The following is a 26,661-nucleotide window of genomic DNA, read 5'->3' as shown; positions in this document are numbered from 1 at the left end:
CCGGCTCCCGTCAGTACTTGAGCAGGTTGGCGTCGTCGACCGACGCCGACCGGCGGGTCCGGTAGATCGACATGATGATGGCCAGGCCGACGACGACCTCCGCGGCGGCGACGACCATGACGAAGAACGCCATGATCTGGCCGTCGATGGTGCCGGTGGCCCGGGCGAAGGTGACCAGCGTCAGGTTGACCGAGTTGAGCATCAGCTCGACGCACATGAACACGACGATCGCGTTGCGGCGCACGAGCACCCCGACTGCGCCGATCGTGAACAGGATCGCGGCCAGCACGAGGTAGTGCGTCAGCGTCATCGGGGACCCTCCAGGCTCCCCAGGGCGGCGTCGGGGCTGCCCAGCTGCTCCCGGCCGGTGGGGCGCGGCATCTGGTCGACCTCCCGGGCCTCCATGCCGGTGGCCACGGTCTCCTCGCTGGTGGTGCCGTCGGGCAGCAGCGCGGGCGTCGCGACGGAGTTGGCGCGGGCGTACACGCCGGGGCCGGGCAGGGTCTGCGGCCGGTCGGTGAGGAACCGGGCGCGCGAGAGCTCCTTCTGGCTCTGCCGGGTGCCGGGCTCGCGCTCGATGTGGGCCAGCACCATCGCGCCGACGGCGGCGGTGATGAGCAGCGCGCTGGTGACCTCGAAGGCCAGCAGGTAGCGGGTGAAGAGCACCTCGGCGATCGTCTCGATGTTGGCCGCCCCGCCCTGCTCGCCGGGGAGCCCGCCGGCGCCGGTGCCCTGTGCGGCGCGGGCGATCCCGGCGCCCACCAGCCCGGCGAAGCCGACGCCGAGCAGGATGGCCGCCACCCGCTGACCGCGCAGCGTCTCGACGACGGAGTCCGACGAGTCGCGGCCCACCAGCATGAGCACGAACAGGAAGAGGATCATGATCGCGCCGGTGTAGACGATGATCTGCACCGCACCGAGGAACGGTGCGCCCTGCACGACGTAGAAGACGCCGAGCGAGAGCATGGTGGTGACCAGCCACAGCGCGGAGTGGACGGCGTTGCGGCTGAGCACCATCCCCAGCGCCCCGGCCAGCGCGACCGGTCCGAGGACCCAGAAGACGACGGCCTCGCCGGTGCCCAGCTGGGTGGTCGTGTCGGCCGCCGCGGCGAGCACGCTCATGCCCGCTCCGCCGTGACCGGCTCGGCGGCCGAACCGGACTCCGGCTCGCGCAGGTAGTAGGCCTTCTCGTCGTCCCCGAGACGCATCGCGTGCGGCGGGGCCTCCATGCCCGGCAGCAGCGGCGCCATGAGCTGCTCCTTGGTGTAGATGAGGCTCTGCCGGTCGTCGTCGGCGAGCTCGAAGTCGTTGCTCATCGTCAGCGAGCGGGTGGGGCAGGCCTCGATGCACAGCCCGCAGAAGATGCAGCGCAGGTAGTTGATCTGGTAGACGGCGCCGTAGCGCTCACCCGGGGAGAAGCGGGCGTCCTCGGTGTTGTCGCCGCCCTCGACGTAGATGGCGTCGGCCGGGCAGGCCCAGGCGCACAGCTCGCAGCCGACGCACTTCTCCAGCCCGTCGGGGTGCCGGTTGAGCACGTGCCGGCCGTGGTAGCGCGGCTTGGTCACCTTCGGCGTCTCGGGGTACTGCTCGGTGGTCACCTTCTTGAACATCTGGGCGAAGGTGACGCCGAAGCCCTGGCCGGGTGCGGGCAGCAGACTGCGCCGGACGGCGGGCGCGCTGCCACCGCTGCCGGCCCGCTCGACCTCCCCGCCTCTGACGGCCTGCTCCAGGCCCTTCGACTCCCCACCGGTGGCCGGGTCGCGGTCAGGCATCGCTGTCCTCCTGTGCACTGGTCGCGGTGCTGCCGGCGGCCCGGCGGCCGCTGCTCACGACGCCGCCGTCGGCCCGGCCCGCGCCCACCGGCTCGGCACGGCGGAGCCGGGGCGAGGGCGGCACGGTGAGGTCCATCGGCGGCACCGGGAAGCCGCCCTCGGCGCGGGCGGGGCCGGTGCGCTGGGCCGGACGGCGGCGCGGTCCGGCCGGGGGCAGCACCTCGGGGTCGGGGTCGGGGTCGGGGTCGGTGGCGTGGACCTCGCCGGCGGCGGCGTCCTCCGCCATCAGGCGGGTGTCGCGGTTGCTCACCCGGCTGGCGATCGAGAGCCCGATCAGCACCAGCAGGGCGATGGGCACGCCCACGAAGACGGCGACCTCGCCGGTGGAGAGGTCGGCCTCCCGGGAGACGGTGCGCATCGTGGCGACGGCGAGGATCCAGACCAGCGCCGTCGGCACCAGGACCTTCCAGCCGAAGCGCATGAACTGGTCGTAGCGCAGCCGGGGCAGCGTCCCGCGCAGCCAGATGAAGACGAACAGCGCGAACACGACCTTGAGGAAGAACCACAGCATCGGCACCCAGCCGGAGTTGGCGCCGTCCCAGATCGACAGCGGCCAGGGTGCCCGCCAGCCGCCGAGGAACAGGGTCGCGGCCAGGGCCGAGACGGTGACCATGTTGATGTACTCGGCGAGGAAGAACAGCGCGAACTTCAGCGACGTGTACTCGGTGTGGAAGCCGCCGACCAGCTCGCTCTCGGCCTCGGGCAGGTCGAAGGGCGCGCGGTTGGTCTCGCCGACCACGGCGATGGCGTAGATGACGAAGCTGACCGGCAGCAGCACGGCGAACCAGCTCGGGCCGGTGAACTCCAGGCCGAAGAAGGACAACTGGGTGCCGTCGGCCTGCGCGGCGACGATCTCCGAGGTCGACATCGTGCCGGCGTAGAGGAACACCGCGACGATCGACAGCCCCATCGCGATCTCGTAGCTGACCATCTGCGCGGCGCTGCGCAGCCCGCCGAGCAGCGGGTACGTCGAGCCCGACGCCCACCCGGCCAGCACGATGCCGTAGATCCCCATCGCCGAGCAGGCCAGCACGATGAGCACGCCGATCGGGGCGTCGGTGAGCTGCAGCGGGGTGCGCTCGCCGAAGATGCTGACCGTCGGGCCGAGCGGGATGACCGAGAAGGCCAGGAACGCCGGGACGGCGGCGAGCACCGGGGCGAGGAAGTAGACCGGCCGGTCCGCGAGCGCCGGCATGATGTCTTCCTTGAACGCCAGCTTCAGCCCGTCGGCGAGGCTCTGCAGCGACCCGCCGGGCCCGACCCGGTTGGGGCCCGACCGCTGCTGCATGCGGGCGACGACCTTGCGCTCGAACACGATCGCGAACAGCGTCATGAGCACCAGGACGACGAAGACGCCGACGACCTTGATGAGGACGATCCACCACACGTCGGTGCCGAAGTCCTCGAGCGTCGGCTGGTCCGGCGCGGCCAGGAACGTCACGCGGCACCTCCGGCGGCGGTGGCGCCGGCGCGGACCCCGCTGAGGCGGACCACCCCGCCCGGCGGTGTCCCGAGGCCGGTGCGCAGCTCGCTGCCCGGCGAGCGCATCGGCAGCCACACGACGCCGTCGGGCATCTCGGTGAGGCACACCGGCAGGCTCACCGACCCGGCCGCACCGGTGACGGTGAGCAGGTCACCCTCGGCCAGGCCGAGCCGTGCGGCGGCCGCGGGGGCGATCCGGGCCACCGGCGGGCGGGCGGTGCCGGCGAGCTCGGGCTCGTCGCGCTGCAGCGTGCCGACGTCGAGCAGCATCCGCCACGAGGCCAGCAGCGCCTCGCCGTCGCCCGGCTCGGGCGCCGCGGCAGGCGGCACGTCGAGCCCGGGGACCGCGTCCGGTGCGGGAGCGGCACCGAGCGCGCCCAGCTCGGCGCGGGCCGCCCCGGGCTCGGGCAGCCGCAGGTCGACGTCGAGGTACTCGGCCAGGCCGTGCAGCACCCGGCCGTCGGGCAGCTGCCCGGTGCCGTGCAGGGTCGCGTCGAACGGGCGGACCCGGCCCTCCCAGTCGAGGAAGCTGCCGGCCTTCTCCGGCGCGGCGGCCACCGGCAGGACGACGTCGGCGTGCTCGGTGACGGCGCTCGGCCGCTGCTCGAGGCTGACCACGAACGACGCCGCGGCCAGTGCCGCCCCGGCGAGCGCCGGGTCGGGCAGGTCGGCCGGGTCGACGCCGCCGACCAGCAGGCCGGCCAGCCGGCCGTCGCGGACGGCGGTGAGGATGCCGGTGGTGTCGCGGCCGGGCGTGGCCGGCAGGTCGGCGGGGTCGATCCCCCACACCGCGGCGACCTCGGCCGCGGCGACGGGGTCGGTGACCGGCCGGCCGCCGGGCAGCAGCGCGGGCAGCGCGCCGGCCTCGACGGCGCCGCGCTCCCCCGCCCGGCGCGGCACCCAGGCCAGCCGGGCGCCGGTGGCGCGGGCCAGCGCGGCCAGCGCGGTGAACGCACCGGGCACCTCGGCCAGGCGCTCGCCGGCCAGGACCACCGTGCCGGGCTGCCGCAGCGCCTCGACCGCCGGGCCGCCCCAGCTGCCCTCGGCCAGCGCGCTGAGCGCGCGGGCCTCGTCGCCGGGTCGGGTGACCAGCACGGTGGCCTGGAGCTTCTGCGCCGCGCGGGTGGCGAACGGTGCGAGGTCGTAGACGGTGAGCGAGCCCTTGCGGACCGCCTTGCGCAGGCGGAGGAAGACGATCGGCGACTCCTCCTCCGGCTCGAACCCGGCCAGCAGCACCGCCGGCGCGGCGGCGAGGTCGTCGTAGGTGACCGCGCCCCGGCCCGGGCCGGTGCCGGCCACGTGCGCGGCGAGGAACGCCTGCTCCTCGGCCGAGTGCGCGCGGGCGCGTGCGTCGACGTCGTGGGTGCCCAGGGCCACGCGGGCGAACTTCGCGTAGGCGTAGGCGTCCTCGACGGTCAGCCGGCCGCCGGGCAGCACGCCGACGCCGCCCGCGGCGCGTGCCGCGGCCAGACCCTCCGCCGCCGCGGCCCAGGCCTCCGGCCAGGACGCGGGGGCCAGCCGGCCGTCGGCGCCCCGGACCAGCGGGGTGGCCAGCCGGTCGTTGGTGGCGGCGTAGCGGAAGGCGAAGCGGCCCTTGTCGCAGGTCCACTCCTCGTTGACCGCGGGGTCCTCCCCCGCCAGCCGGCGCATGACCTTGCCGCGCCGGTAGTCGGTGCGCATCGAACAGCCCGAGGAGCAGTGCTCGCACACCGAGGGCTCGCTGCGCAGGTCGAACGGCCGCGAGCGGAACCGGTACTGGGCGCTGGTGAGCGCCCCGACCGGGCAGATCTGGGTGGTGTTGCCGGAGAAGTAGGAGGAGAACGGCTCGTCCTCGGCGACGGCGACCTGCTCCAGCGCCCCCCGCTCGAACAGCTCGATGAACGGGTCGCCGGCGACCTGCTGGGAGAACCGGGTGCACCGCGCGCACAGCACGCAGCGCTCGCGGTCGAGCAGGACCTGGCTGCTGATCGGCAGCGGCTTGGGGTAGGTCCGCTTGACGTCGACGAAGCGGGACTCGGTGCGCCCGTTGCTCATGGCCTGGTTCTGCAGCGGGCACTCGCCGCCCTTGTCGCAGGTCGGGCAGTCCAGCGGGTGGTTGATGAGCAGCAGCTCCATCGTGCCCTGCTGGGCCTTGTCGGCGACGGCGCTGGTCAGCTGCGTCTTCACCGCCATGCCGTCGCTGACGGGCATGGTGCAGGAGGCCACCGGCTTGCGCTGGCCCTCCACCTCGACCAGGCACTGCCGGCAGGCACCGACCGGGTCGAGCAGCGGGTGGTCGCAGAACCGCGGGATCTGGATGCCGACCATCTCGGCGGCCCGGATGATCAGCGTCCCCTTGGGCACCGCGACGTCGAACCCGTCGATGGTGCAGTGGACGGCGTCGGGCGGGGTGTGTGGGCCGGGGGCGCCGGGCGGCACAGCCGCCGCGGGCTCCGGGCTGACGGGGGTGAGTGTCATGAGGCCGCTCCGACGGGCTCGAGCCGCAGCGAGCGCCCGAGGCGGGCCTGCTCGGCGGCGGGCAGCAGGGCGACGTAGTCGTCGCGGAAGTACTTGAGCGAGCTGGTGATGCAGCTGGTCGCGCCGTCACCGAGGGCGCAGAACGAGCGGCCGAGGATGTTGTCGCAGGTGTCGGTGAGCAGGTCGAGGTCGGCGGCGGTGCCCCGGCCGTCGACGAGCCGTTGCAGCACCTGCACCAGCCAGTACGTGCCCTCGCGGCACGGGGTGCACTTGCCGCAGCTCTCGTGCGCGTAGAACTCGGTGAACCGCAGGGTCGCCTCGACGATCGAGTCGGTCTCGTCGAAGACCATGAGCGCTGTGGTGCCGAGCATGGACCCGGCGGCGGCGACCGAGTCGAAGTCGAGCGGGACGTCGAGGTGCTCGGCGGTGAAGTACGGCGTCGAGGAGCCGCCCGGCGTCCAGAACCTCAGCTCGTGGCCGGGGCGCACGCCACCGGCCATCGCCAGCAGCTCGCGCATCGTCGTCCCCATGGGCGCCTCGTACTGGCCGGGGCGCACGACGCGGCCGGAGATCGAGTAGATCTTCGGCCCCGGCGACTTCTCCGGGCCGAACCGCTTGAACCACTCGGCACCGCCGCGGACGACGAACGGCACGGTGGCCAGCGTCTCGACGTTGTTGATGACCGTGGGGGCGCCGTAGAGCCCGGCGACGGCGGGGAACGGCGGCTTGAGGCGCGGCTGGCCGCGGTAGCCCTCGAGGGAGTCGAGCAGCGCCGTCTCCTCGCCGCAGATGTAGGCACCGGCGCCGGCGTGCACGACCAGGTCGAGGTCCCAGCCGGAGCCGAGGACGTCGCGGCCGAGGTAGCCGGCGGCGTAGGCCTCCTCGACGGCGGACACGAGCCGGCGGTGGGCGTGCACGGCCTCGCCGCGGACGTAGATGACGGCGAAGCTGCAGCGGATCGCGTACGCGGAGATGAGCACGCCCTCGATGAGCGAGTGCGGGTCGGTCATCATCAGCGGCAGGTCCTTGCAGGTGCCCGGCTCGCCCTCGTCGGCGTTGACCACGAGGTACTTGGGCATCGCGGCCGGCCCGGTGGGCGTCTCCCCCGGCTTGGGCTGCGGGATGAAGCTCCACTTCATGCCGGTGGGGAAGCCGGCGCCGCCGCGGCCGCGCAGGCCCGAGTCCTTGACCAGCGAGACGAGCTCGTCGGGCTGCATGGTCAGCGCGGTGCGCAGCGCGGCGTAGCCGTCGAGGGACTCGTAGGTGGACAGCCGCCAGGGCTTGTCGGCGCCCCAGCGCGACGTGAGGACGGGGGTGAGGGGCATGTCAGGCCTTCCCCGGGCCCTGGCCGGAGGTGCCCGGCTCGGTCCCGGCGGGGGTGTCGGGGGTGGGGCGGGAGCCGCCTGGCGTCATCCGGCCGTACTCGGTCCCGCGGTCGGGGTGTGTCTCAGCGGCGCCGGCGCGCTCGGCGGGGGTGTCGGCCGCGGCGACGCGGGCGTCGGCGGCCTCCTTCTCCGGCGTCTCGCCGGTCCGGCCCGAGGGCGCCACGGTGGCCGCGGGCTCGCCGCGGTCCGCGGGCTGCGGCTCGGGGCCGTCCATGGGCGGGGCGGTCTCGCCGCGCTCGGCTGCCAGCCGGACCCCGGCCAGCGTCGGGCCCCAGTGGCCCTCGGCGTCCACGGCGGCGCGGTCGCCGGCCACGTCGGCGTGCGGGGAGAAGCCGGCGAGCTGCCGGGACACCCCGCGGAAGTCCGTCAGGGGCGCGCCGCGGGTGGGGTGCGGCTTCTCGCCCCGGCGCAGCGCGGCCACCAGCGCGCGGGCGCTGTCGACGTCCTGCTGGTCGTAGAACTCGTAGTCGACGGTGACCACCGGCGCGTAGTCGCAGGCGGCCAGGCACTCGGCGTGCTCGAGGGTGACCGAGCCGTCGGCCGCCGTCTCGTCGTGGTGCACGCCGAGGTCGGCGGACAGGGCGTCCATGATCCGCTGCCCGCCGAGGACGGCGCACAGCGTGTTGGTGCAGACGCTGACGATGTGCCGGCCGGTCGGTCGGCGCTTGTACATCGTGTAGAAGGTCGCGACCGCGCCGACCTCGGCCTTGGTGAGCCCCAGCTCCTCGGCGCACAGCGCGATGCCCTCGGGGCTGACGTAGCCCTGGTAGCTCTGCACCAGGTGCAGCATCGGCAGCAGCGCCGAGCGCGGCTGCGGGTAGCGGGTCATGATCTCCCGCGCCTCGAGCCGGGTCTGCTCGGTCAGGGGCGGCAGGTCGGCCGGCGCGGGCTGGACCGGGCTGTCGACCAGCCCCGTCGTCGCCGCGCCCTCCGCCGATCCGGGCAGCGAACTCACCTGTCGACTCCCTCTGCCCGGGTCGGTTCCGCGGCCGCTCCGCTCCTCGCTCGCCGGCGCTCGCTGCGATGCTCACTCACCTGTCGACTCCCCCCATCACCGGGTCGATCGAGGCGATCGCGGCGATGACGTCGGCGATCATGCCGCCCTCGCTCATCGCTGCGGTGGCCTGCAGGTTGACGAAGCTGGGGTCGCGCACGTGGACCCGGAACGGGCGGGTGCCGCCGTCGCTGACCACGTGGTAGCCGAGCTCTCCGCGCGGGGACTCGACCGGCACGTAGACCTGCCCGGCCGGCACCCGGAAGCCCTCGGTGACCAGCTTGAAGTGGTGGATCAGGGCCTCCATCGAGGTGCCCATGATGTGCCGGACGTGCTCGAGGGAGTTGCCCATGCCGTCGGCGCCGAGCGACAGCTGCGCCGGCCAGGCGATCTTGCGGTCCTCGACCATGACGGGGCCGGGCTCGAGCCGGTCCAGCGCCTGGGCGACGATCTTGAGCGACTCGAACATCTCGGCCATGCGGACCAGGAAGCGACCCCAGGCGTCGGAGGTGTCGGCGGTCGCCACCTCGAAGTCGTAGGTCTCGTAGCCGAGGTAGGGCTCGACCTTGCGCAGGTCCCAGGCCAGCCCGGTGGCGCGCAGGGGCGGCCCGGTGACGCCGAGCGCCACGCAGCCGGTCAGGTCGAGGTAGCCGACGTCCTTGAGCCGCCGCTGCCAGATCGGCTGGCCGGTGAGCAGCCGGTGGTAGCCGGTCAGCCGCTCGGGCATGACGGCGAGCCACTCGCGGATGGACTCCTCCGCGCCGGGCGGCAGGTCCTGGGCCACGCCGCCGGGGCGGATGTAGGCGTGGTTCATCCGCAGGCCGGTGATCTCCTCGAGCAGGTCGAGGCACAGCTCCCGCTCGCGGAAGCCGTTGGTCATGCCGGTCAGCGCGCCGAGCTCCATGCCGCCGGTAGCCAGGCCGACCAGGTGCGAGGCGATCCGGTTGATCTCCATGACCAGGACGCGGATCGTCTGCGCGCGCTGCGGCACCTCGATGCCCAGCAGCTTCTCGACTGCCATGCAGTAGGCGGCCTCGTTGTACAGCGGGGCCAGGTAGTCCATCCGCGTCACGAACGTCGTCCCCTGCACCCAGTTGCGGTACTCGACGTTCTTCTCGATGCCGGTGTGCAGGTACCCGATGACCACGCGGGCCTTGGTCACCGTCTCGCCCTCGAGGTCGAGCACCAGGCGCAGGACGCCGTGCGTCGAGGGGTGCTGCGGCCCCATGTTGACGACGAGGCGCTCCTCGCCGCTGAGGTCGACGCCGAGCGTCTGGTCCCAGTCGCCACCGGTGACGGTGTAGACGCGGCCCTCGGTGGTCTGGCGGGACCCGGCATAGGGGTCGTAGGTGGTGCTCATCGGTAGGCCCGTCGGGTGTCGGGCGGCGGGATGGTCGCGTCGTGGTACTCGACCGGGACGCCGCCGAGCGGGTAGTCCTTGCGCTGGGGGTGACCGTCCCAGTCGTCGGGCATGAGGATCCGGGTCAGCGCCGGGTGCCCGTCGAAGACGACGCCGAACATGTCGTAGGTCTCCCGCTCGTGCCAGTCCGCCGTCGGGTAGATCCCCGACACCGACGGCACGTGCGGGTCCTCGGCCGTGACGGCGACCTCGAGCCGGATCCGCCGTCGGTAGGTCATCGAGGTCAGGTGGTAGACGACGTGCAGCCGCGGCCGGCCCGGCGTCGTCTCCGGCCCGCCGCTGTCCTCGTAGTCGACGCCGGAGACGCTGCTGCACAGCTCGAAGCGCAGCGCGTCGTCGTCGCGCAGGGCCTGCACCACGGTGAGCAGGTGCTCGCGGGCGACGAAGTAGGTGATCTCGCCGCGGTCGACGAGCACCCGCCGCACGGCGGCGGCGTACGTGGCCTCGCCGACCGCCTCGACGAGGGCGTCGGTGACCTCGTCGAACCAGCCGCCGTAGGGGCGGTCGGTGGAGTGCAGCGCCACCGCGCCGCCCGGCTCGACCCGGACCAGCCCGCCGAAGCCGGAGGTGTCCCCGCTGCCGGCGACGCCGAACGCGCCCTTGCGGAACCCGCCGCTCGGCGCGGCGGCACCGCGGCTCGCGTCGGCGCCGCTGCGGTCGCCCGGGCCGGTCACCGCGCGCCGCCGCGCTGCTCGGGCAGCAGGACGGCGTTGCCGCCGCGCTGCTCGATGAGGAACTGGCCGGTGCGGCCGGCGGCCGCGGCCTCCTCGTAGGCCTGCCGCGACGCCTTGTGCGCCCGGATGCTCGACGGCATCTCGACGAGCAGGTCGCGGCCGCGGCCCTCGGCCCGGTCGCGCTCGAGCTGGCGGGCGCGCCGCTCGCCGAGCGGCTCGTTCTGGATCTTGTGGTGGAGCTTGAGGATGGCGTCCATCAGCATCTCCGGACGCGGCGGGCAGCCGGGCAGGTACATGTCGACGGGGACGACGTGGTCCACGCCCTGCACCACCGCGTAGTTGTTGAACATCCCGCCGGAGCTGGCGCACACGCCCATGGCGAGCACCCAGCGCGGCTCGGGCATCTGGTCGTAGATCTGCCGCAGGACCGGCGCCATCTTCTGGCTCACCCGCCCGGCCACGATCATCAGGTCGGCCTGGCGCGGCGAGGCGCGGAAGACCTCCATGCCGAAGCGCGCGAGGTCGTAGCGGCCGGCGCCGGTGGCCATCATCTCGATGGCGCAGCAGGCCAGGCCGAAGGTGGCCGGCCACAGCGAGGACTTGCGCGTCCAGTTGACCAGCTTCTCGACCGAGGTCAGCAGGAAGCCGCTCGGCAGCTTCTCCTCGAGACCCATCTCAGCTCCCTGCCAGTCCCACGCTCAGTCCCACTCGAGGCCGCCGCGGCGCCACACGTAGGCGTAGGCCAGGAAGACGGTCGCGATGAACACGACCATCTCGATCAGGCCGAACACGCCCAGCGCGTCGTTGGCGACGGCCCAGGGGTAGAGGAAGACGATCTCGATGTCGAAGACGATGAAGAGCATCGCCGTCAGGTAGTACTTCACCGGGAACCGGCCGCCGTGCAGCGGCTGGTCGACCGGCTCGATGCCACACTCGTAGGCCTCGAGCTTGGCCCGGTTGTAGCGGCGCGGGCCGACGAACGGCGCGACCGCCACGGAGAACAGCGCGAAGGCCGCCGCGAGCGCGAACAGCCCCAGGATCGGGACGTACGTCGAGAGCACCAGCGCCTCCCCTCGCGACTCGTGCGCTTGTGAAGAAATTCACAAACTCGGTGACACGAGCCTATGCCGCCGGAACGGGGATCGGAAGCACGGGGGGTGCTCGAGTTCACATCGGCCGGTCACGGTCCGGTCACGGTGCGGTCCGCCGCGCGGGTCAGACGGACGGCGCCAGCCGCGTGAGCAGGGCGATCGCCCGGTCGAGGCGGTCGCCGTCGCGGCCGTCGGAGAGGTTGCCCATCAGCCGCAGCGCGGCGGAGACCATCGCCGGGCGCTTGAGCCCGTGCGCGGTGGCGAAGCGCACCAGTCCCGGCCGGTCGAGGAGCGCCAGGAAGGCCGTGCCGAGGCGGTGGTGGCGGCCGTAGTCCTCGCGCAGCCGCTGCGGGTAGCGGCGCAGCACCGCCTCGCGGGCCGGCCCCTCGGGCGCGGCGAGGGCCTCGGCGGCGGTCTCGCCGGCCATCCGGCCGGTCTCCAGCGCGTAACTGATGCCCTCGCCGTTGAACGGGTTGACCACCCCGGCGGTGTCACCGGCCAGCAGCAGGCCGCGGGTGTAGGCGGGGCCGCGGGCCAGGGCCATGGGCAGGCCGGCGCCGCGCAGCGGGGTGACGGCGTGCTCCTCGCCCAGCTGCCACTCGGCGGGCAGGGTGGCCAGCCAGCGGCGCAGCACGGTGCGGGCGTCGGTCTCCCCGCCGCGGCGGGTGTCGAGCAGGCCGAAACCGACGTTCGCGGTGCCGTCGCCCATGCCGAACGACCAGCCGTAGCCGGGCATCGAGTCGGCCGTCGGGCCCTCGGCGGAGAGGTCGAAGGAGATGTCGAGGTAGGGGTCCTCGCCGCGCGGGGTCCCGACGTAGCGGCGGACGGCGACCCCCAGCGGCCGGTCCTCGCGGCGGGTCAGCCCGATCGCCTTGGCCAGCCGGCCCGACAGCCCCTCGGCCGAGACGACCAGCGGCGCCCGCCAGGTCACCGGCTCCCGGTCCGGCCCCGCCTGCCCCCGGACCCCGACCACGCGGCCGGCGTCGTCGAGCAGCGGCTCGGTGACGGTGATCTCCTGCTCGAGCCGGGCACCGGCGGCGACCGCGTGCGCGGCGAGCTGCGGGTCGAGGTCCTTCCGCGGCCGGATGAGCCCGTAGGAGGGCCAGGAGTCCAGCTGCGGCCAGTCGACCTCGACGACCTGGCCGCCGCCGAACACCCGCAGGCCCCGGTGGCGGACCCAGCCGGCCGCGGGCGAGGTGTCGACGCCCATCTCGTCGAGCGCCTTGACCGCGCGGGGCGTGAGGCCGTCACCGCAGACCTTCTCGCGCGGGAAGCGGGCCTTCTCCAGCACGACGGCCTCCAGGCCGGCGGTGGCCAGCGCCCACGCGGCGGCCGATCCCGCGGGGCCGGCACCCACCACGACGACGTCGGCGCTGCCCCCGGCGGTCGGACTGCTCACGCGCTGGCCCCCTCGGTGCTCGGCTGCGATCGGTACGCCGACCCTAGGTGGGCGGGGCGGCCAGGGCCGCCCGGACCTCGTCGTCGGTGGCCTGGCCGAAGTCGGCGTACCAGCGGCCCACCGCCCCGAACGGCCGCGGCGTGACCAGGCAGACGACCTCGTCGGCGGCCAGCCCGGCGCACGCCCCGGCCGACCCGACGGGCACGGCGACCACGACGGCGGCGGGGCCGGCGCGGCGGACGGCGGCCAGCGCGGCGCGCATCGTGGCGCCGGTGGCCAGGCCGTCGTCGACGAGGACGACGGTGCGCCCGGCCACGGCGGGCGGTGGGCGGTCGCCGCGGTAGGCGGCACGGCGGCGGCGCAGCTCCACGAGCTCGGCGCGGTGCACCTCGGCAGCGGCGTCGTCGTCGACGTCGACCCGGGCGAGGACGTCGTCGGAGCGGACGGTCTCGACCTCCTCCCCCACCGCCGCGAGTGCGCCCATCGCCAACTCGGGGCGGCCGGGCACGCCGAGCTTGCGGACGGCGACGACGTCGAGGGTGGCGCGGAGTGCGGCGGCGACCGGCGCGGCGACGAGCACACCGCCGCGGGGCAGGCCGAGGACGAGGGCGCCGGGGCCGAGCGGCACGGCCGCGACGCGGGCGGGGTCGGTCAGGTGCGCGGCGAGCTGCCGGCCGGCATCGTGCCGGTCGGCGAACGGCGGCGCGCCGGTCACCGGGTCAGATCGGCTGGGGTCCGGTCGGCGGCGGGGCGGTCGGGTCGGTGGGGCTCGGCTGCGGCAGCGGGGCCGGCGACGGCGGCGAGATCGGGTCCACCGGGGACGGCGAGGGGCCGGGCGGCTCCGGCATCGGGTTCGTCATGGAGGGACGCTATCCCCGTCGGGACCCCGTGCGGACCCCCGTCCGCGAAGGGCGGACGGCGGCGCCTCCAGATGCGACGACGATCATGGCGCGCGAGCCGCGACGCGCCGACGTGTCGTGGTCCCGACGCCATGATCGCGGGGGCGGGGAGCGGGACGGCGCGCGCTACGGACGGCGGGCGCGGTGCAGGGCGACGATGCCGCCGGTCAGGTCCCGCCACTCGACGTCGGCCCACCCGGCGGCCTGGATGCGGGCGGCGAGCGCGGGCTGGTCGGGCCAGGCGCGGATCGACTCGGCGAGGTAGACGTAGGCGTCGGGGTTGCTGCTCACCGCGCGGGCGATCCGCGGCAGCGCCCGCATCAGGTACTCGGTGTAGACGGTCCGGAACGGCGTCCACGTCGGGCTGGAGAACTCGCAGACGACGAGCGTGCCGCCCGGGCGCACCACCCGCGCGAACTCCCGCAGCGCGGCGTCGGGGTCGGCGACGTTGCGCAGGCCGAAGGAGACGACCAGCCCGTCGACGCTCGCGTCGGCGAACGGCAGCGCCATCGCGTCGCCGGCCACCATCGGCACCGGCCGGCCGGCGCCGGCGCGCAGCATCCCCTGGGAGAAGTCGCAGGCGATCGCGCGCACCCCACCGGCCGCCAGCTCGACGGTGGACACCCCGGTGCCGGCCGCGACGTCGAGGACGGTGTCCCCCGGCCGGGCGCCCAGCGCCTCCCGGGTGGCCCGCCGCCAGGACGCGTCGCGGCCGCCGGAGAGCACGGTGTTGGTGAGGTCGTAGCGCCGCGCGACGCCGTCGAACATGGCCGCGACCTCGTGTGGCTGCTTGTCCAGCCCGGCCCGTGCACCGGCGGTGTGTGCGCTGTCTCGCCGGTCTGCCACGGCACCGACGCTACCGGCCTGCCTACGCTGGGGAGCGTGACAGCCGCGGCGGTGACCTCCCCGGACGCCGTCGCGCCCGCGGTCACCACGGTCGAGCTGCCCGACTCCCCCGGGCTGCTGGGCCTGCTGCCCTCCGCCGGCGCGCTGTCGTGGGTGCGCCGCGGCGAGGGCCTGGTCGGCTGGGGCGAGGCCGACCGCCTCGAGGTCTCCGGGCCCGGCGCGCTCGCCGAGGCCGCCGCCTGGTGGGCCGACCGCAGCGCCGCGCTCGACGTCGACGACACCGTCCGCGTCCCCGGCTCGGGCCCGGTCGTCTTCGCCAGCATCGCCTTCGACCCGGCCGCGGGGACGTCGGTGTTCGTCGTCCCGGAGGTCGTCGTCGGCCGCCGGGACGGGGTCACCTGGCTGACCGCCGCCGGCGACGCCGACCCGCGCGACCTGCTCGCCGGCGACCCCACCCCGCTGCCGCCGGCGCCCACCCGGCTGCGCTACGCCGACGGCGCCCTCGACCCCGCGTCCTGGTGCGGCGCGGTCGCGGGGGCGGTCCGCCGGATCGGCGACGGCGACCTCGCCAAGGTCGTGCTGGCCCGCGACCTGCTGGTCACCGCCGACGTGCCGCTGGACACCCGGCGGCTGCTGGCCCGACTGGCCGCGCGCTTCCCCGACTGCTGGACCTTCGCCGTCGACGGGCTCCTCGGCGCCACCCCCGAGCTGCTGCTGCGCCGCACCGGCCGGCAGCTGTCCGCGCGGGTGCTCGCCGGCACCGCTCCCCGCGGCGCGGGCGCCGACGACGAGCGGCTGGCCGCCGGGCTGCTGGCGTCGGCCAAGGACCTCTCCGAGCACCGGCTCGCGGTCGACTCGCTGGTCCGGGCACTCGACCCGTTCTGCACCGCGCTCTCGGTGCCCGACGGGCCCTCGCTGCTCACCCTGCCCAACGTGCGCCACCTCGCCTCCGACGTCACCGGCACGCAGCGTCGCTCGGGTCCGGGCGGCCGGGCCGGGCTGCTCGACCTCGTCGACGCCGTCCACCCGACCGCGGCGGTGTGCGGCACGCCGCCGGAGCTCGCCAACGCGCTGATCAGCGAGCTCGAGGACATGGACCGCGGCCGCTACGCCGGCCCGGTCGGCTGGCTCGACGCCCGGGGCGACGGCGAGTTCGGGCTGGCCCTGCGCTGCGCGCAGCTCGACGAGCAGGACCCGCGCACCGCCCGGCTGTTCGCCGGGTGCGGCATCGTCGCCGGATCCGTCCCGGCGGCCGAGCTGGCCGAGACGCAGTCGAAGTTCGCCGCCTTCCAGGCCGCCCTGGAGAGCTGACCGGCGTGGGCCCCGACCTGTCGTGGGACCACAACGCGTACTACTGGCCGCTGCTGCTGCGCGAACTGCCGCGCCCGTGCGACCGGGTGCTCGAGGTCGGCTGCGGCGCCGGTGGGCTGGCCACCGTGCTCGCCGGCCGCGCCTCCCGGGTCGACGCCGTCGACCGGTCCCCGGAGATGGTCGCGCTGGCCCGCGCCCGCGTGCCCGCGAACGTCGCCGTGACCGGGGCCGACGTCCTCGGCCTGGCGCTGCCACCCGGCGGGTACGACGCCGTCGTCAGCGTCTCCGTCCTGCACCACCTGCCGCTGGAGGAGGCGCTGCGCACCCTGTCGGCCGCGGTCCGACCGGGCGGGGTGCTCGCCGCGGTGGCGCTGCCGCGCACCGACCTGCCCCGCGAACTGCCGGTCGAGGCGGCCGCCGGGGTGCTGCACCGCGTGGTCGGGCTGGCCCGGTGGGTGCGGAGGGGGGGGCGACGTCCCGGCACCGGGCATGCCGGTGCGCCGGCCGGAGCTGACCGTGCAGGAGGTCCGCCGCCGGGCGGCGGAGGTCCTGCCCGGTGTGCGGGTCCGCCGCCTGCCGTTCTGGCGGTACCTGCTCGTCTGGCGGCGCCCGGCCGGGTGATCACGCGACGGTGACCCCCGTCCCGACCGTCCACGGCCGGCTGCACCGCTCCCACCTCGCCCACTGGGGGTCGCTCGGCCGACCGACGACGAGGGCCCCGGCCGCCGGTGGCGGCCGGGGCCCTCGGAGGGTCGGTCGGGGTCAGCCGACGTAGTTCACGTGCACGTGGTCGAAGTGGTTCGCCGTGACGCCACCGCGGTCGGCCATCGCCTTCCAGGCACCGTCGGGCGAGGTCAGGATCCGCTGCTCCCAGATGACGTACTCCACGCCGAGCTCGTCCCAGTGGTCGACGTGGTACTGGGCGATCGCGTCGCCGAGCGCGTTGTCGGACATGACCATGTAGTCCAGGGCCTTGCCCGACGGGTGGCCGTCCGGGTCGACGGCGCTGGCCCGGGTGCCGCCGAGGGTGATGTCACCGGCGCCGGGGACGTTCGAGACGACGGTGTTCGCCGCCGCCTGCACCGCGGCGTGGATCGGGCCGGCGGTGTTGGTGATGACCGCGGTCGCCGAGGCGACCTGCGGGGCGGCCGCGGCGATCGGCGCGACCGCGGCGGCGGGCGCGGAGTCGCCGGCCGCCGCGGTGCTCTCGGCGGGGGCAGCGGCCGGAGCGGACCCGTTGACGACCAGGAGCTGGCCCGGGCGGATCAGGTGCGGGTTGCTGCCGATGACGCCGGTGTTGCGCTCGTACAGCTCGCGCCAGCTCTGCTCGTGCGCGGCGGCGATCTTCTTCACGGTGTCGCCCCAGCGCACCGTGTACTCCTCGGCCGAGCCCTGCTCGGCCGGGGCCGCCGCGGGGGCGGCCTGCTCGGCGGCGGGGGCCGGGGCCGGCGTGGCGGCGGCCGACCCGGCGGCGGCCGGGGTGGTGCCCTCGGTCAGGTGGCGGCCGCAGCCGACCCAGGCGCCGGCGCCCTGGCCCTCCAGGACGCGCTCGGCGACCTCGACCTGCTGGGCCGGGGTGGCGAGGTCGGCCCGCGGCGCGAACTCGGTGCCGCCGTAGCCGGACCAGGTGGACTGCTTGAACTGGAGGCCGCCGTACTGGCCGTTGCCGGTGTTGATGTCCCAGTCGCCGCTGGACATGCACTCGGCGACGCCGGTCCAGTCGTGACCGGTCGAGGCGGAGGCGGCGGGCGTGCTCAGGACGCCGAGGCCGACGACGGTGGCGCCGGCGGCCACGGGGGCCTTGGCGATGACCTTCTTGGTGCGGACGTAGCGGGGTGCGCGGTGCTTGGGCATGAGTGAGTGATCTCCCGATCACCGCCGGCGAGGTGAGCTGTCGGGTTCGGGCGATCGGTGCCCGGCCGCGTGTCGCGGCTTCACCCCGAGGCGCGCTCAGGTCAGGCCCCCCGTGGGCCGTCGCGCGCCGGAAGTGGGTCCCCCACCCCTGCCCTGGGAGTTGACGTGGGCGACCGGTGGGCAGGGTTTGGCGGGACCGGCGCCGCGCTCTTCTGCTGAGCGCAGCCAAAACGTTACACATCGTCATGTCAGGAGTCGCCGTGACGCCGGTCACTATGCGTTTGAGATGGGACACGTGGGGTGACGCGCGATCTCCCCGTGACCCTCGTGGGACGGCGCGGGACGGCCCCGGACCCGCTGGTCACCGCACCACCGGCGACCGTGACCGGGGCTGCCGCGACCGCCCGTCCGGCGGCTCCCGGACCCCTGCACTGTGGCGCAGTGCACAGCCGGCCGGTCAGGCGAGGACGCGGGCCGCGGCGTCCCGCAGGGCGACGGCGAGGTCGGCCTCGGCGCGCTGGTCGGTGCGGACCACGACCACCCGGGGTCCGCCCCCGGCCAGCGCGGCCGGCAGCTCGTCGGCGGCGGTCACCCGCGTCGCCGCCCAGCCCAGCCCCTCGGCGACGGCGACCAGGTCGCGCCCGTGCGGGGTGCCGAAGACGCGCCGGTAGTCGCGGGCGTACGCCGGCCGCCCCGGCTCGAGCTGGGCGAAGATCCCGCCGCCGTCGTTGTCGGGGACGACGACCGTGAGGTCCGGCCGCGGCTCGCCGTCGCCGGTGAGCAGCCCCTGCAGGTCGTGCAGGAACGTCAGGTCGCCCATCAGCGCCACCGCCGGGCCGCCGTGCACGAGCGCGGCCCCGATCGCGGTCGAGACGGTGCCGTCGATGCCCGCCACGCCGCGGTTGGCCAGCACGGTGAGGTCACCGCGCGGCACCGCGAGCCGGTCGACGTCGCGCACGGGCGTCGAGGAGCCGAGCACCAGCAGCGCCCCGGCCGGGAGCGCCGCGACGACGTCGCGGGCCAGCCGCGCGGCGGTGAGGCCGGGAGCGCCCTCGAGGAGCGCGTCGACGGCGTCCCCGACGCGGCCGGCGGCGCCGGACCACGCCGCCCCCCAGGCGGCGTCCGAGGGCGGGCCCACCGGGGGCGCGGCGCGGGTGACGAGGGCGCTCGCGCGGCCGGCGTCGGGCCAGCGCGGGGTCGCCGTCACCGTCTCCACCCGCACCCGCGGGTCGGCGAGCAGCGCCGACACCGGTCGCGACAGGGTGGGCCGGCCGACCACCACGACGCGTTCGGGCCGGTGGGCGTCCACCCAGTCCGGCACGCCGAGCAGCAGTGCCCCACCGCGGACGGCGTCGGCGCTCCACGCGCCGCCGCTGGGCTCGGCGACCACCGGCCAGCCCGCGGCGGCGGCCCCGGCCGCCCAGGCGCGGCCGGTCGCGGTGGCACCGTCCCCGGCGACGACGAGCGTGCGTGGGCCCTCGGGCAGCGGGTCGACCGGGGTGCCGGGCGCCGAGGCCGCCGTCCACGGACCGCCGTCGTCCCGGCCGGTCCACGGCCCGGCCAGGGGCGCGACCTCACCGTCGGGGAGCAGGGGGTCGCGGAAGGGGAGGTTCAGCTGCACCGGGCCGGGGTCACCGGACAGCGCGCCGGTGGCGGCGAGCAGCGCACGGGACACCACCGAGCGCCAGTAGCGGTTCTGCGCGGCCTCCCGCCCGGCCTCGGGCACGCCGACGTCGGCCGCCCAGCGCACCGCGCCGCCGTAGAGGCCGGGCTGCTCGATCGTCTGGTTGGCCCCGGTGGACCGCAGCTCCGGCGGCCGGTCGGCGGTGAGCGCGAGCAGCGGCACACCGCTGACGTCGGCCTCGAGGACGGCCGCGTGCAGGTGGGCGGTCGCCGTCCCGGAGGTGGTGAGCACGGGCACCGGGCGGCCGGAGGCCCGCGCCAGGCCGAGGGCGAGGAAGGACGCCGTCCGCTCGTCGATGCGCACGTGCAGCCGCAGCACGCCGGCCCGCTCGGCGGCGGCGAACGCGAGGGCCACCGGCGCCGACCGCGACCCGGGCGCCACGACGGCGTCGCGGACCCCGCCGCGGACCAGCTCGTCGACCAGCACGCGGGCCAGCGCGGTGGAGGGGTTCACGCGGCCAGCACCGCCGTCAGGCGCTCGCCCCACCGGGCGCCCACGTCGCCGGGCGCGGCGGCGTCGGCCAGCCGGTCGGGGACCACCGTCCGCACCGGCAGCGCGCCGTCGACCGGCAGCAGCGGCTCGCCGGTCACGTCCCCGGCCAGCAGCGCGACCGTGGCCAGCCCGCAGGCGAAGGGCAGCTCCGGCAGGGCGGCGGCCAGCGCGACGCCCGCCGCGATCCCCACCGAGGACTCCAGCGCCGAGGACACGACGCACGGCAGCCCGTGCGCCTCGGCCACCCCCAGCGCCGCCCGCACCCCGCCCAGCGGCTGCACCTTCAGGACGACGACGTCGCAGGCCTCCCGCAGGTCGACGGTGAGCGGGTCGCCGGCGCGGCGCACGACCTCGTCGGCAGCCACGCGGACGTCGACGCGCCGGCGCAGGGCGCGCAGCTCGTCGAGCGTCGGGCAGGGCTGCTCGACGTACTCCAGCCCGACCCGGTCGAGCTGCCGGATCCGGGCGACGGCGGTGTCGACGTCCCAGGCGGCGTTGGCGTCGACGCGGACGGCACCGGAGGGGCCGAGCGCGTCGCGGACGGCCTCCACGCGGGCGAGGTCGTCGGCCGCGCTCTGCCCCGGCTCGGCCACCTTCACCTTCGCCGTCCGGCAGCCAGAGGCCGCCACGACCGCGTGCGCCCGGTCCGCGTCGACCGCGGGCACCGTGACGTTGACCGGCACCGAGTCCCGCACCGGCGCGGGCCAGCCGTCGAGAGCGGCCTCGGCGGCGGCGGCCCACCAGCGGCGGCTCTCGGCGACGCCGTAGTCCCAGAACGGGGAGAACTCGCCCCAGCCGGCCGGGCCGCGGACCAGGACGCCGTCGCGGACGTCGATCCCGCGGAAGCGGGTGCGCATCGGGACCGACCACACCGCCGCCTCCGCGATGCCGGGCGGGAGCGCGGCGGTGATCACGTCCGCCAGCGTAGGACGGCCGCGCCGTAGTCTCGTTCGACGTGCCCCGGCAGCTGCGCGTCCTCCCCGCGCCGGAGACCCCCGACGCGGTCCTCGGCACCGTGCTGCCCGCCGTCGCCGCCGCGCTCGACGGGGCCGCGCCGCTCGCCGTCCTGCCGGCCGGCCCCGCCGCCGTCGCCGCGCGGGAGGTGCTCGCGCCCGACGAGCCGCTGGAGGACGGCGCCGACCTCGTCGTCGTCACCTCCGGGTCCACCGGCGGCGGCCGCGGCGTGCTCCTGCCCGCACCGGCCCTGCGGGCCTCCGCAGCGGCGACCCTCGACCGGCTCGGCGGGCCCGGCACCTGGCTGCTCGCGCTGCCGGTCCCGGCGGTCGCCGGGCTGCAGGTCCTGGTGCGCTCGGTGCTGGCCGGCACGCGGCCCACGGTGCTCGTCCCCGGCGAGCCGCTGTCGGCCGCCGTCGCGCGCACCACCGGGGAGCGCCGCTACACCGCCCTCGTGCCCACCCAGCTGCGCCGGTACCTCGACGCCGAGCCGGACGCGCTGCGCGCGTTCGACGCCGTCCTCGTCGGCGGCGCGGCCACCGACCCCGCCCTGCTGTCCCGGGCGCGCGGGGCGGGCGTCGCCGTGGTGACCACCTACGGATCGACCGAGACCTCCGGCGGCTGCGTGTACGACGGCGTCCCGCTCGACGGCGTGCGCGTCCGGGCCGACGACGAGGGGGTCGCGGTCGCCGGCCCGGTGCTGGCGCTCGGCTACCGCCGCGCCCCCGCCGCGACGGCGGAGGCCTTCGCGGAGGGCTGGTTCCGCACCCGCGACGCGGGGTCGATCGGCCCCGACGGGCGGCTCACGGTCACCGGCCGGCTCGACGACGTCGTGGTGACCGGCGGTGTGAACGTCGCGCCGCAGGCGGTCGAGGGCGCGCTGCGCGAGCACCCCGACGTCGCCGACGCCGTGGTGTTCGGCCGCCCCGACGACGAGTGGGGCCAGCGCGTGGTCGCCGCCGTCGTGCCGCGGGACGGCGCCGTCCCCGACCTGGCCGCGCTGCGGGCGTGGGTGGCCGGGCGGCTCGGCGCGCCGAGCGCCCCGCGGGAGCTGCACCTGGTCGACGCGGTGCCCGTGCTGCACACCGGCAAGCCCGACCGCCGCGGGCTCGCGGAGGTGACGTGCTGGAACGGCCCCCCTGCAGGGTCCCGCCGCGAGCCTGCGAGTGGTGGGGGGCAGGGGGGTCCTCCGTGATGGCCACGCCCGCGCAGTGGGTGGCCGGGGCCCGGCCGCGCACCCTGCCCGCCGCCCTGGCGCCGGTGCTCGTGGGCACCGGCGCGGCCGCCGCGCTCGACGGCTTCCGGCCGGTGCCGGCGCTGCTGGCGCTGCTGGTCGCCCTCGCGCTGCAGGTGGCGGTCAACTACGCCAACGACTACTCCGACGGCAGGCGCGGCACCGACGCCGACCGGGTCGGGCCGATGCGGCTGGTCGGCTCGGGCGCCGCTCCTGCGCGGCAGGTGCTGGTCGCGGCCCTGCTGGCCTTCGGCGTCGCCGGGGTCGCGGGGCTAGTGCTGGCGGCGCTGTCGAGCTGGTGGCTGCTCGCCGTCGGGGCGGTGTGCATCGCGGCGGCCTGGACCTACACCGGCGGCCCGCTCCCCTACGGCTACCGGGCGCTGGGCGAGGTGTTCGTCTTCGTGTTCTTCGGCCTGGTGGCGGTCGCCGGGACGACGTTCGCGCAGACCGGCCGGGTGGAGGGGCTGGCGCTGGCGGCGGCGGTGCCGGTGGGGCTGCTGTCGGTGGCGCTGCTGGTGGTCAACAACCTGCGCGACATCGCCGGGGACGCCGTCGTCGGCAAGCGCACCCTCGCCGTCCTGCTGGGCGACCGCGCGACGCGGCTGACCTACGTCGGCCTGTTCGCGGTCGCGTTCGGCGTCGTCGTGGCCATCGGCGTCGTGCGGCCGGAGGCGCTGCTCGCGCTGCTCGCCGTGCCGCTGGCGGTACGGCCGTCGTGGATCGTGCTCGCCGGTGGGCGCGGGCCCGCGCTGATCGCGGCGCTGCAGGCCACCGGCCTGCTGACGCTGGTCACCGGCGTGCTGCTGGCGGCCGGGCTGGCGCTGTCGGGCTGACACACTGCCCGTCGTGCCCGGTCAGCGGTCCCGCTCCCCCCTCCGGCGGGTCGCCGTCCACGCCGCCGTCGTCGCGGGCCTCCTCGTGCTCTTCGCGGTCGCGAGGCTGAGCAGCGGCGCCGCGGACGGCGCCGACATCGGGGCGGGGCTGGTGGGCCTGCCGCTGCTCGCGCTGGGGTTCCCGTGGACCCTGCTGCTGTTCGTCGACCCCGCCCGGCTCTACGACCTGCCGACGGCGCTCTGGTACCTGGTGACGCTCGGGCCGGCGGTGCTCAACGTCGCCCTGCACGCGCTCCTCGTGCGCCGCCGCCCAGCGCGGGGCTGACCCGGGTCAGGCGGCGGCCTCGCCCGACAGGCGGGCGCGGAGCTGCTCCTTGGCGCGCCGCTTCTCCTCGGCGCGCAACACCAGCGCGACGCTGAGCTGCTCGCGGGAGCGGCGGAGCGCGAAGTAGGCCACCGGCATCGACAGCAGCAGGCCGAACAGCAGGCCCGACCACAGGTCCAGGCCGGCCATCCACAGCACCACGGTGAGCAGCGCGAAGATGCCCAGCCGCCCCACGGTGTGGATCACCAGCCAGGGCAGCACCCTCGGCCGCACCGCGGGCTGCCCGTCGGGGCCCACCGGGGTGACGTGCGTCCGCTCCTGCTCAGCCATGACGGCCCTCCCACTTCGTCGACAGCACCACGGTGGTGCGGGTCCGGGCGACGCCCTCGATCCTGTTCAACGCGTTGATCGCCGCCTCCAGTGCCGGGATGTCGGTCACCCGCACCTTGAGCACGTAGCCCTCGCTGCCGGCCACCCGCCAGCAGTCCTCGACCTCCGGCATCTCGCGCAGCGCCGCCTCGACGCCGGTGTCGTCGACGGAGTCGCTCTCGATCACACCGACCAGCGCGGTGACGTCCAGGCCGACGGCGGTGGGGTCGATGTCGGCGCGGTAGCCGGTGATGACGCCCGCGGACTCCAGCTTGCCGACCCGCTCGTGGACGGCGGGTGCCGACAGCCCGACCTGGCGGGCGAGCTCGGCGTAGCTGGCGCGGCCGTTGGCGCGCAGCAGGTCGATCAGCTGGCGGTCGACGGCGTCGATGTCGCGCTCCATCCCGAGGGGTCCGCAGGGGCGCGTCCGGCGCCACCCCCGAGTATCCCAGCGGTCGTACAGTGACGGTGAGGCCCGAGACGAGGGGGTGCGCCAGATGGCGTTCGTGGTGCTTCTGGTGGTCGCCGTGGCCGTGGTCGTCCTGGTCGTGCGGGCGACCGCTGCTGCCGGTGGTGCGCTGCGCCCGCCCCGGCCGGCGCAGCGTCCCCGCCCCCCGCGCGACTCCCGCCCGATGGCCCCCGACGACGACCCGGAGTTCCTGCGCGAGCTCGGACGGCGCGTGCGCCGCGACGACGGCTCCCCCGCCTGACCCTCCCGGCCGGCGTCGCCGGCCGGTTCAGCCCGACGCCGCCACCGGCTGCTGGGCGCGCCGCCACCGCCCGGGCGCGGTGCCGACCTCCCGCGTGAACGCCGCGGCGAAGGCGTACTCGGTCGCGTAGCCGACCTGCCGGGCGACCTGTGCCAGCGTGGCGCCCTCCAGCAGCGCCTCGCGGGCCAGCCGCATCCGCCACCAGGTCAGGTACGTGAGCGGCGGGCTCCCCACCTCGGCGGCGAACCGGCGGGCCAGCGCCGCGCGGCTGACGTTCGCCACCCGGGCCAGCCCGGCGACCGTCCACGGGTGCGCCGGGTCGCCGTGCACCGCACGCAGCGCCGCGGCCACGGCCCGGTCCTGCGGGGCGCCGGCCCACACCGGCGGGCGCAGCTGGTCGGCCCACAGCACCCGCAGCAGTGCGACGAGCAGCACGTCGAGCACCCGGTCGAGCACCGTCTGCTGGCCCGCGTGCTCGGCCCCCACCTCGGCGGTCAGCAGCGTCAGCGCCGCGGCGACCGTCGGGTCGCCGGCCGGCACGACGGAGGTGGGCGGCAGGGCGGCCAGGAGGTCCTCGCACAGCACCCCGCGGAAGCTGTAGCTGCCGCACAGCAGCTCGGTGGCCGGGCCCTCGCCCGGCAGCTCGAGCGGGGAGGGCCCGTGCGCGGCGAGCACCTGCTCGAGGGGGACGGCGTCCGCGTCGGGCGCGGCGAGCAGATCGTAGGGCCCGGCGGTGCGCAGCAGCAGCACGTGCCCGACGGGTACGTGCACCGGCGGCTGCCCGTCGGGCCGGCACCACAGCTCGCCGGACACGACCGCGTGCACCGACAGCCGGGCCTCCTCCGTGATGCGCAGCCCCCACGACCCGCGCAGCCGCGAGTGGGCGAACAGCGAGCCGTGCGCCGCGGCGCGGCCGAGCAGGTCGGCGAGGGCGTCCACGGACACCAGGCTAGACGATCTCGTAAGGAGGAGCGCCTCTCACGCATCCCGTCGTCGCACGGGAGGCGCTTGGCTGGCGGCATGGCCACCTACCTCGTCCTCGGCGGCACCGGCAAGACCGGCCGCCGCCTCGCCCGACAGCTGTCCTCCGCGGGGCACTCCGTCCGCGCCGGCGCCCGCACGCCCGGCAGCGGCGCACCCGGCGTCGAACCCGTCCGCTTCGACTGGGACGACGACGCCACCTGGGGCCCGGCTCTCACGGGGGCCGACGGCGCCTACCTGGTCCCGCCGGCACTGCGCACCGACCACCCACCGCTGCTCGGCCGCCTCGCCGCGCAGGCCGCGGACGCCGGCCTCGGGCGCCTGGTCCTGCTGTCGGCGCGCGGCGTCGACCAGGGCCCGGCCAACCCGCTGATCGAGGTCGAGCGCGCGGTCACCGCCGCGGCCGGCGACCGGCTCGCGGTCACCGTCGTGCGGCCCTCCTGGTTCGCGCAGAACGCGACCGAGTCCTTCTTCCGCCCCGGCATCGAGCAGGGCGCGCTCGTCGCGCCCACCGGCGACGGCGCGGTGCCGTGGATCGACGCCGAGGACATCGCCGCCGTCGCCGCGGCCGCGCTCACCGGCGACGGGCACGCGGGCCGGGTCTACGAGCTGAGCGGACCTCGGGCACTGACCCTGACCGAGACCGCCGCCGTCCTGGCGCCGTACGCCGGGCGCGCGGTGCGCCACGTGGACCTGCCGGTCGAGCAGTGGGTCGAGGACGCGGCCGGCAACGGGCTGCCACGGGAGTACGCGCAGCTGCTCGGCGGGCTGTTCGAGGTCATCCGCGCCGGGCACGAGGCCGCGCTCAGCGACGGCGTGCAGCAGGCGCTGGGCCGCGCGCCCACCTCCTACGAGGAGTGGGCGGCGCGGGAGGCCGGCCGGCTGGCCGCCTGACCCGCGGGTGCCCGGTCCGTCAGGCGGCGGTGCCGCCGAACATCCGTCGCCAGCCGCGGCGGGCCGGCGGACCGGGCAGCTCGCCGTCGGCGGTCCCGTCGTCGGCGAGCCCGTCCTCGGTGCTCTCCCGCGGCCCGGGGACGGCCGGCACGGCGTCCATGCGGGTCGTCTCGTGCCCGGCGTCGCCGGGGACGCCGTCGGGAGCGGCGTCGCCGGCGGTGTCGAGGGAGCCGGGCCAGCCGAGCCCGCCGCCGGTCGTGGTGTCCCCCGGCCAGCCCAGGCCGCTCTCGGTGCCCGCGTCGGCGGTGGCGGTGGCGATGGCGCCCGAGTCGGCCGTGGCGTGGCGCAGCGCGGCCGCGCCGCCGTCCTGCTGCGCGAGTGCGGCGGCGACGATCGGGTCGGTGCCGGCGCCGTCCGCGGCGGCGTGCCTACCCATCACGGCTCTCCCGACGTGCGCCCCCCGTGCGTGCGGTCATGGCCACAAGTGGAGCACGCGGCGGGCGCGCCGGGCGCTCATCCCCCTCGGGCGAGGGACGGGAGG

At 76.2% G+C, this 26,661-nt stretch carries 29 protein-coding genes and 1 riboswitch; of the genes, 7 read left to right on the top strand and 22 right to left on the bottom strand.

All coding sequences use genetic code 11. The features are described 5' to 3' along the window. Window positions 1-10: 10 nt before the first annotated feature. From nuoK to BM165_RS09335, 15 genes are all read right to left on the bottom strand, one after another. Window positions 11-310 carry an NADH-quinone oxidoreductase subunit NuoK gene (gene nuoK, locus BM165_RS09400; RefSeq protein WP_075013278.1) on the bottom strand — a complete coding sequence of 100 codons (300 nt, stop codon included), beginning with the start codon at window positions 308-310 and terminating at the stop codon, window positions 11-13. Then, window positions 307-1,122, bottom strand: a complete 816-nt coding sequence (locus BM165_RS09395; RefSeq protein WP_075013277.1) for an NADH-quinone oxidoreductase subunit J — start codon at window positions 1,120-1,122, stop codon at window positions 307-309. Before BM165_RS09395 ends, nuoK begins: the two co-directional genes overlap by 4 nt. Continuing rightward, a complete protein-coding gene (gene nuoI, locus BM165_RS09390) occupies window positions 1,119-1,772 on the bottom strand; it encodes an NADH-quinone oxidoreductase subunit NuoI (RefSeq protein WP_083427208.1) in 654 nt (217 codons plus the stop codon). Before nuoI ends, BM165_RS09395 begins: the two co-directional genes overlap by 4 nt. Next, window positions 1,765-3,273, bottom strand: coding sequence for an NADH-quinone oxidoreductase subunit NuoH (nuoH, locus tag BM165_RS09385; RefSeq protein WP_075013276.1), 1,509 nt, complete (start codon window positions 3,271-3,273; stop codon window positions 1,765-1,767). Before nuoH ends, nuoI begins: the two co-directional genes overlap by 8 nt. Further along, window positions 3,270-5,771 (bottom strand): NADH-quinone oxidoreductase subunit G, encoded by a 2,502-nt coding sequence (locus BM165_RS09380; protein WP_083427207.1) that lies wholly within the window; start codon window positions 5,769-5,771, stop codon window positions 3,270-3,272. The genes nuoH and BM165_RS09380 overlap by 4 nt, the downstream gene beginning before the upstream one ends. Next, window positions 5,768-7,096, bottom strand: a complete 1,329-nt coding sequence (gene nuoF, locus BM165_RS09375; protein WP_075013274.1) for an NADH-quinone oxidoreductase subunit NuoF — start codon at window positions 7,094-7,096, stop codon at window positions 5,768-5,770. The genes BM165_RS09380 and nuoF overlap by 4 nt, the downstream gene beginning before the upstream one ends. 1 nt (window position 7,097) lies before the next feature. Further along, window positions 7,098-8,111, bottom strand: a complete 1,014-nt coding sequence (nuoE, locus tag BM165_RS09370; RefSeq protein ID WP_075013273.1) for an NADH-quinone oxidoreductase subunit NuoE — start codon at window positions 8,109-8,111, stop codon at window positions 7,098-7,100. 76 nt (window positions 8,112-8,187) lie between these two features. Then, window positions 8,188-9,510 carry an NADH-quinone oxidoreductase subunit D gene (locus tag BM165_RS09365; RefSeq protein WP_075013272.1) on the bottom strand — a complete coding sequence of 441 codons (1,323 nt, stop codon included), beginning with the start codon at window positions 9,508-9,510 and terminating at the stop codon, window positions 8,188-8,190. Next, complete coding sequence (locus BM165_RS09360) at window positions 9,507-10,244, bottom strand: NADH-quinone oxidoreductase subunit C (protein WP_075013271.1); 738 nt, start codon at window positions 10,242-10,244, stop codon at window positions 9,507-9,509. Before BM165_RS09360 ends, BM165_RS09365 begins: the two co-directional genes overlap by 4 nt. Beyond that, entirely contained in the window at window positions 10,241-10,918 is a 678-nt protein-coding gene (locus tag BM165_RS09355; protein ID WP_075013270.1) for a NuoB/complex I 20 kDa subunit family protein, read from the bottom strand. The genes BM165_RS09360 and BM165_RS09355 overlap by 4 nt, the downstream gene beginning before the upstream one ends. 24 nt (window positions 10,919-10,942) lie before the next feature. Then, a complete protein-coding gene (locus tag BM165_RS09350; RefSeq protein WP_208976699.1) occupies window positions 10,943-11,305 on the bottom strand; it encodes an NADH-quinone oxidoreductase subunit A in 363 nt (120 codons plus the stop codon). 154 nt (window positions 11,306-11,459) lie between these two features. Continuing rightward, complete coding sequence (locus tag BM165_RS09345) at window positions 11,460-12,734, bottom strand: geranylgeranyl reductase family protein (RefSeq protein WP_075013268.1); 1,275 nt, start codon at window positions 12,732-12,734, stop codon at window positions 11,460-11,462. 43 nt (window positions 12,735-12,777) lie between these two features. Next, on the bottom strand, window positions 12,778-13,449 hold the full coding sequence (locus BM165_RS09340) for a phosphoribosyltransferase (protein WP_075013267.1): 672 nt from the start codon (window positions 13,447-13,449) through the stop codon (window positions 12,778-12,780). Between the two features lie 4 nt (window positions 13,450-13,453). After that, complete coding sequence (locus tag BM165_RS24735) at window positions 13,454-13,594, bottom strand: hypothetical protein (protein WP_177225160.1); 141 nt, start codon at window positions 13,592-13,594, stop codon at window positions 13,454-13,456. Window positions 13,595-13,759: 165 nt separating this feature from the next. Continuing rightward, window positions 13,760-14,479 carry a demethylmenaquinone methyltransferase gene (locus tag BM165_RS09335; RefSeq protein WP_075013266.1) on the bottom strand — a complete coding sequence of 240 codons (720 nt, stop codon included), beginning with the start codon at window positions 14,477-14,479 and terminating at the stop codon, window positions 13,760-13,762. Window positions 14,480-14,515: 36 nt separating this feature from the next. Between BM165_RS09335 and BM165_RS09330 the strand changes: the two genes are divergently transcribed. Next, window positions 14,516-15,790 (top strand): isochorismate synthase, encoded by a 1,275-nt coding sequence (locus BM165_RS09330; protein ID WP_075013265.1) that lies wholly within the window; start codon window positions 14,516-14,518, stop codon window positions 15,788-15,790. Between the two features lie 5 nt (window positions 15,791-15,795). Beyond that, window positions 15,796-16,425, top strand: coding sequence for a class I SAM-dependent methyltransferase (locus tag BM165_RS09325; RefSeq protein ID WP_208976698.1), 630 nt, complete (start codon window positions 15,796-15,798; stop codon window positions 16,423-16,425). 127 nt (window positions 16,426-16,552) lie between these two features. Here BM165_RS09325 and BM165_RS09320 read toward each other — a convergent pair whose 3' ends face one another. The 3 genes from BM165_RS09320 to BM165_RS09310 all read right to left on the bottom strand — a co-directional run bounded on the left by BM165_RS09320 (window position 16,553) and on the right by BM165_RS09310 (window position 20,734). Further along, complete coding sequence (locus BM165_RS09320) at window positions 16,553-17,644, bottom strand: LysM peptidoglycan-binding domain-containing protein (protein WP_075013264.1); 1,092 nt, start codon at window positions 17,642-17,644, stop codon at window positions 16,553-16,555. Window positions 17,645-17,651: 7 nt separating this feature from the next. Then, a riboswitch (cyclic di-AMP (ydaO/yuaA leader) is annotated at window positions 17,652-17,820 on the bottom strand. Window positions 17,821-18,101: 281 nt separating this feature from the next. Then, window positions 18,102-19,781 (bottom strand): 2-succinyl-5-enolpyruvyl-6-hydroxy-3-cyclohexene-1-carboxylic-acid synthase, encoded by a 1,680-nt coding sequence (menD, locus tag BM165_RS09315; RefSeq protein ID WP_075013263.1) that lies wholly within the window; start codon window positions 19,779-19,781, stop codon window positions 18,102-18,104. Then, window positions 19,778-20,734 (bottom strand): o-succinylbenzoate synthase, encoded by a 957-nt coding sequence (locus BM165_RS09310; protein ID WP_075013262.1) that lies wholly within the window; start codon window positions 20,732-20,734, stop codon window positions 19,778-19,780. The genes menD and BM165_RS09310 overlap by 4 nt, the downstream gene beginning before the upstream one ends. A 41-nt stretch (window positions 20,735-20,775) precedes the next feature. Between BM165_RS09310 and menE the strand changes: the two genes are divergently transcribed. Genes menE through BM165_RS09295 form a run of 3 tightly spaced genes read left to right on the top strand, consistent with a single transcriptional unit; the run spans window position 20,776 to window position 23,166 of the window. Further along, on the top strand, window positions 20,776-21,969 hold the full coding sequence (menE, locus tag BM165_RS09305; protein WP_083427206.1) for an o-succinylbenzoate--CoA ligase: 1,194 nt from the start codon (window positions 20,776-20,778) through the stop codon (window positions 21,967-21,969). Further along, entirely contained in the window at window positions 21,969-22,841 is an 873-nt protein-coding gene (locus tag BM165_RS09300) for a 1,4-dihydroxy-2-naphthoate polyprenyltransferase (RefSeq protein ID WP_075013261.1), read from the top strand. Before menE ends, BM165_RS09300 begins: the two co-directional genes overlap by 1 nt. 13 nt (window positions 22,842-22,854) lie before the next feature. Next, entirely contained in the window at window positions 22,855-23,166 is a 312-nt protein-coding gene (locus BM165_RS09295; protein WP_075013260.1) for a hypothetical protein, read from the top strand. Between the two features lie 6 nt (window positions 23,167-23,172). Here BM165_RS09295 and BM165_RS09290 read toward each other — a convergent pair whose 3' ends face one another. Both BM165_RS09290 and BM165_RS09285 read right to left on the bottom strand, forming a co-directional pair. Beyond that, window positions 23,173-23,496 (bottom strand): DUF4229 domain-containing protein, encoded by a 324-nt coding sequence (locus tag BM165_RS09290; RefSeq protein WP_075013259.1) that lies wholly within the window; start codon window positions 23,494-23,496, stop codon window positions 23,173-23,175. After that, the gene (locus BM165_RS09285; RefSeq protein WP_177225159.1) at window positions 23,489-23,938 is read right to left on the bottom strand and encodes an Lrp/AsnC family transcriptional regulator; all 450 of its coding nucleotides are present in this window, start codon (window positions 23,936-23,938) and stop codon (window positions 23,489-23,491) included. The genes BM165_RS09290 and BM165_RS09285 overlap by 8 nt, the downstream gene beginning before the upstream one ends. 94 nt (window positions 23,939-24,032) lie before the next feature. Here BM165_RS09285 and BM165_RS09280 point away from each other — a divergent pair, with 94 nt between their 5' ends. Continuing rightward, window positions 24,033-24,245 (top strand): hypothetical protein, encoded by a 213-nt coding sequence (locus tag BM165_RS09280; RefSeq protein WP_075013491.1) that lies wholly within the window; start codon window positions 24,033-24,035, stop codon window positions 24,243-24,245. Between the two features lie 27 nt (window positions 24,246-24,272). Here BM165_RS09280 and BM165_RS09275 read toward each other — a convergent pair whose 3' ends face one another. Beyond that, window positions 24,273-25,184, bottom strand: a complete 912-nt coding sequence (locus BM165_RS09275) for an AraC family transcriptional regulator (protein WP_075013490.1) — start codon at window positions 25,182-25,184, stop codon at window positions 24,273-24,275. 81 nt (window positions 25,185-25,265) lie between these two features. On the opposite strand from BM165_RS09275, the gene BM165_RS09270 reads away from it, so the two are divergent. Beyond that, entirely contained in the window at window positions 25,266-26,120 is an 855-nt protein-coding gene (locus BM165_RS09270) for an NAD(P)H-binding protein (RefSeq protein ID WP_075013258.1), read from the top strand. 19 nt (window positions 26,121-26,139) lie between these two features. On the opposite strand, the gene BM165_RS09265 is transcribed toward BM165_RS09270, so the two are convergent. Then, entirely contained in the window at window positions 26,140-26,556 is a 417-nt protein-coding gene (locus BM165_RS09265) for a hypothetical protein (protein WP_075013257.1), read from the bottom strand. Window positions 26,557-26,661 lie beyond the last annotated feature (105 nt).

The sequence above is a fragment of the Geodermatophilus obscurus genome, assembly GCF_900115395.1.
Taxonomy (GTDB): Bacteria; Actinomycetota; Actinomycetes; order Mycobacteriales; family Geodermatophilaceae; genus Geodermatophilus; species Geodermatophilus obscurus_B.
The sequence above is the reverse complement of the archived record's forward strand: the minus strand, read 5'-3'. Positions and strand labels throughout refer to the sequence as shown.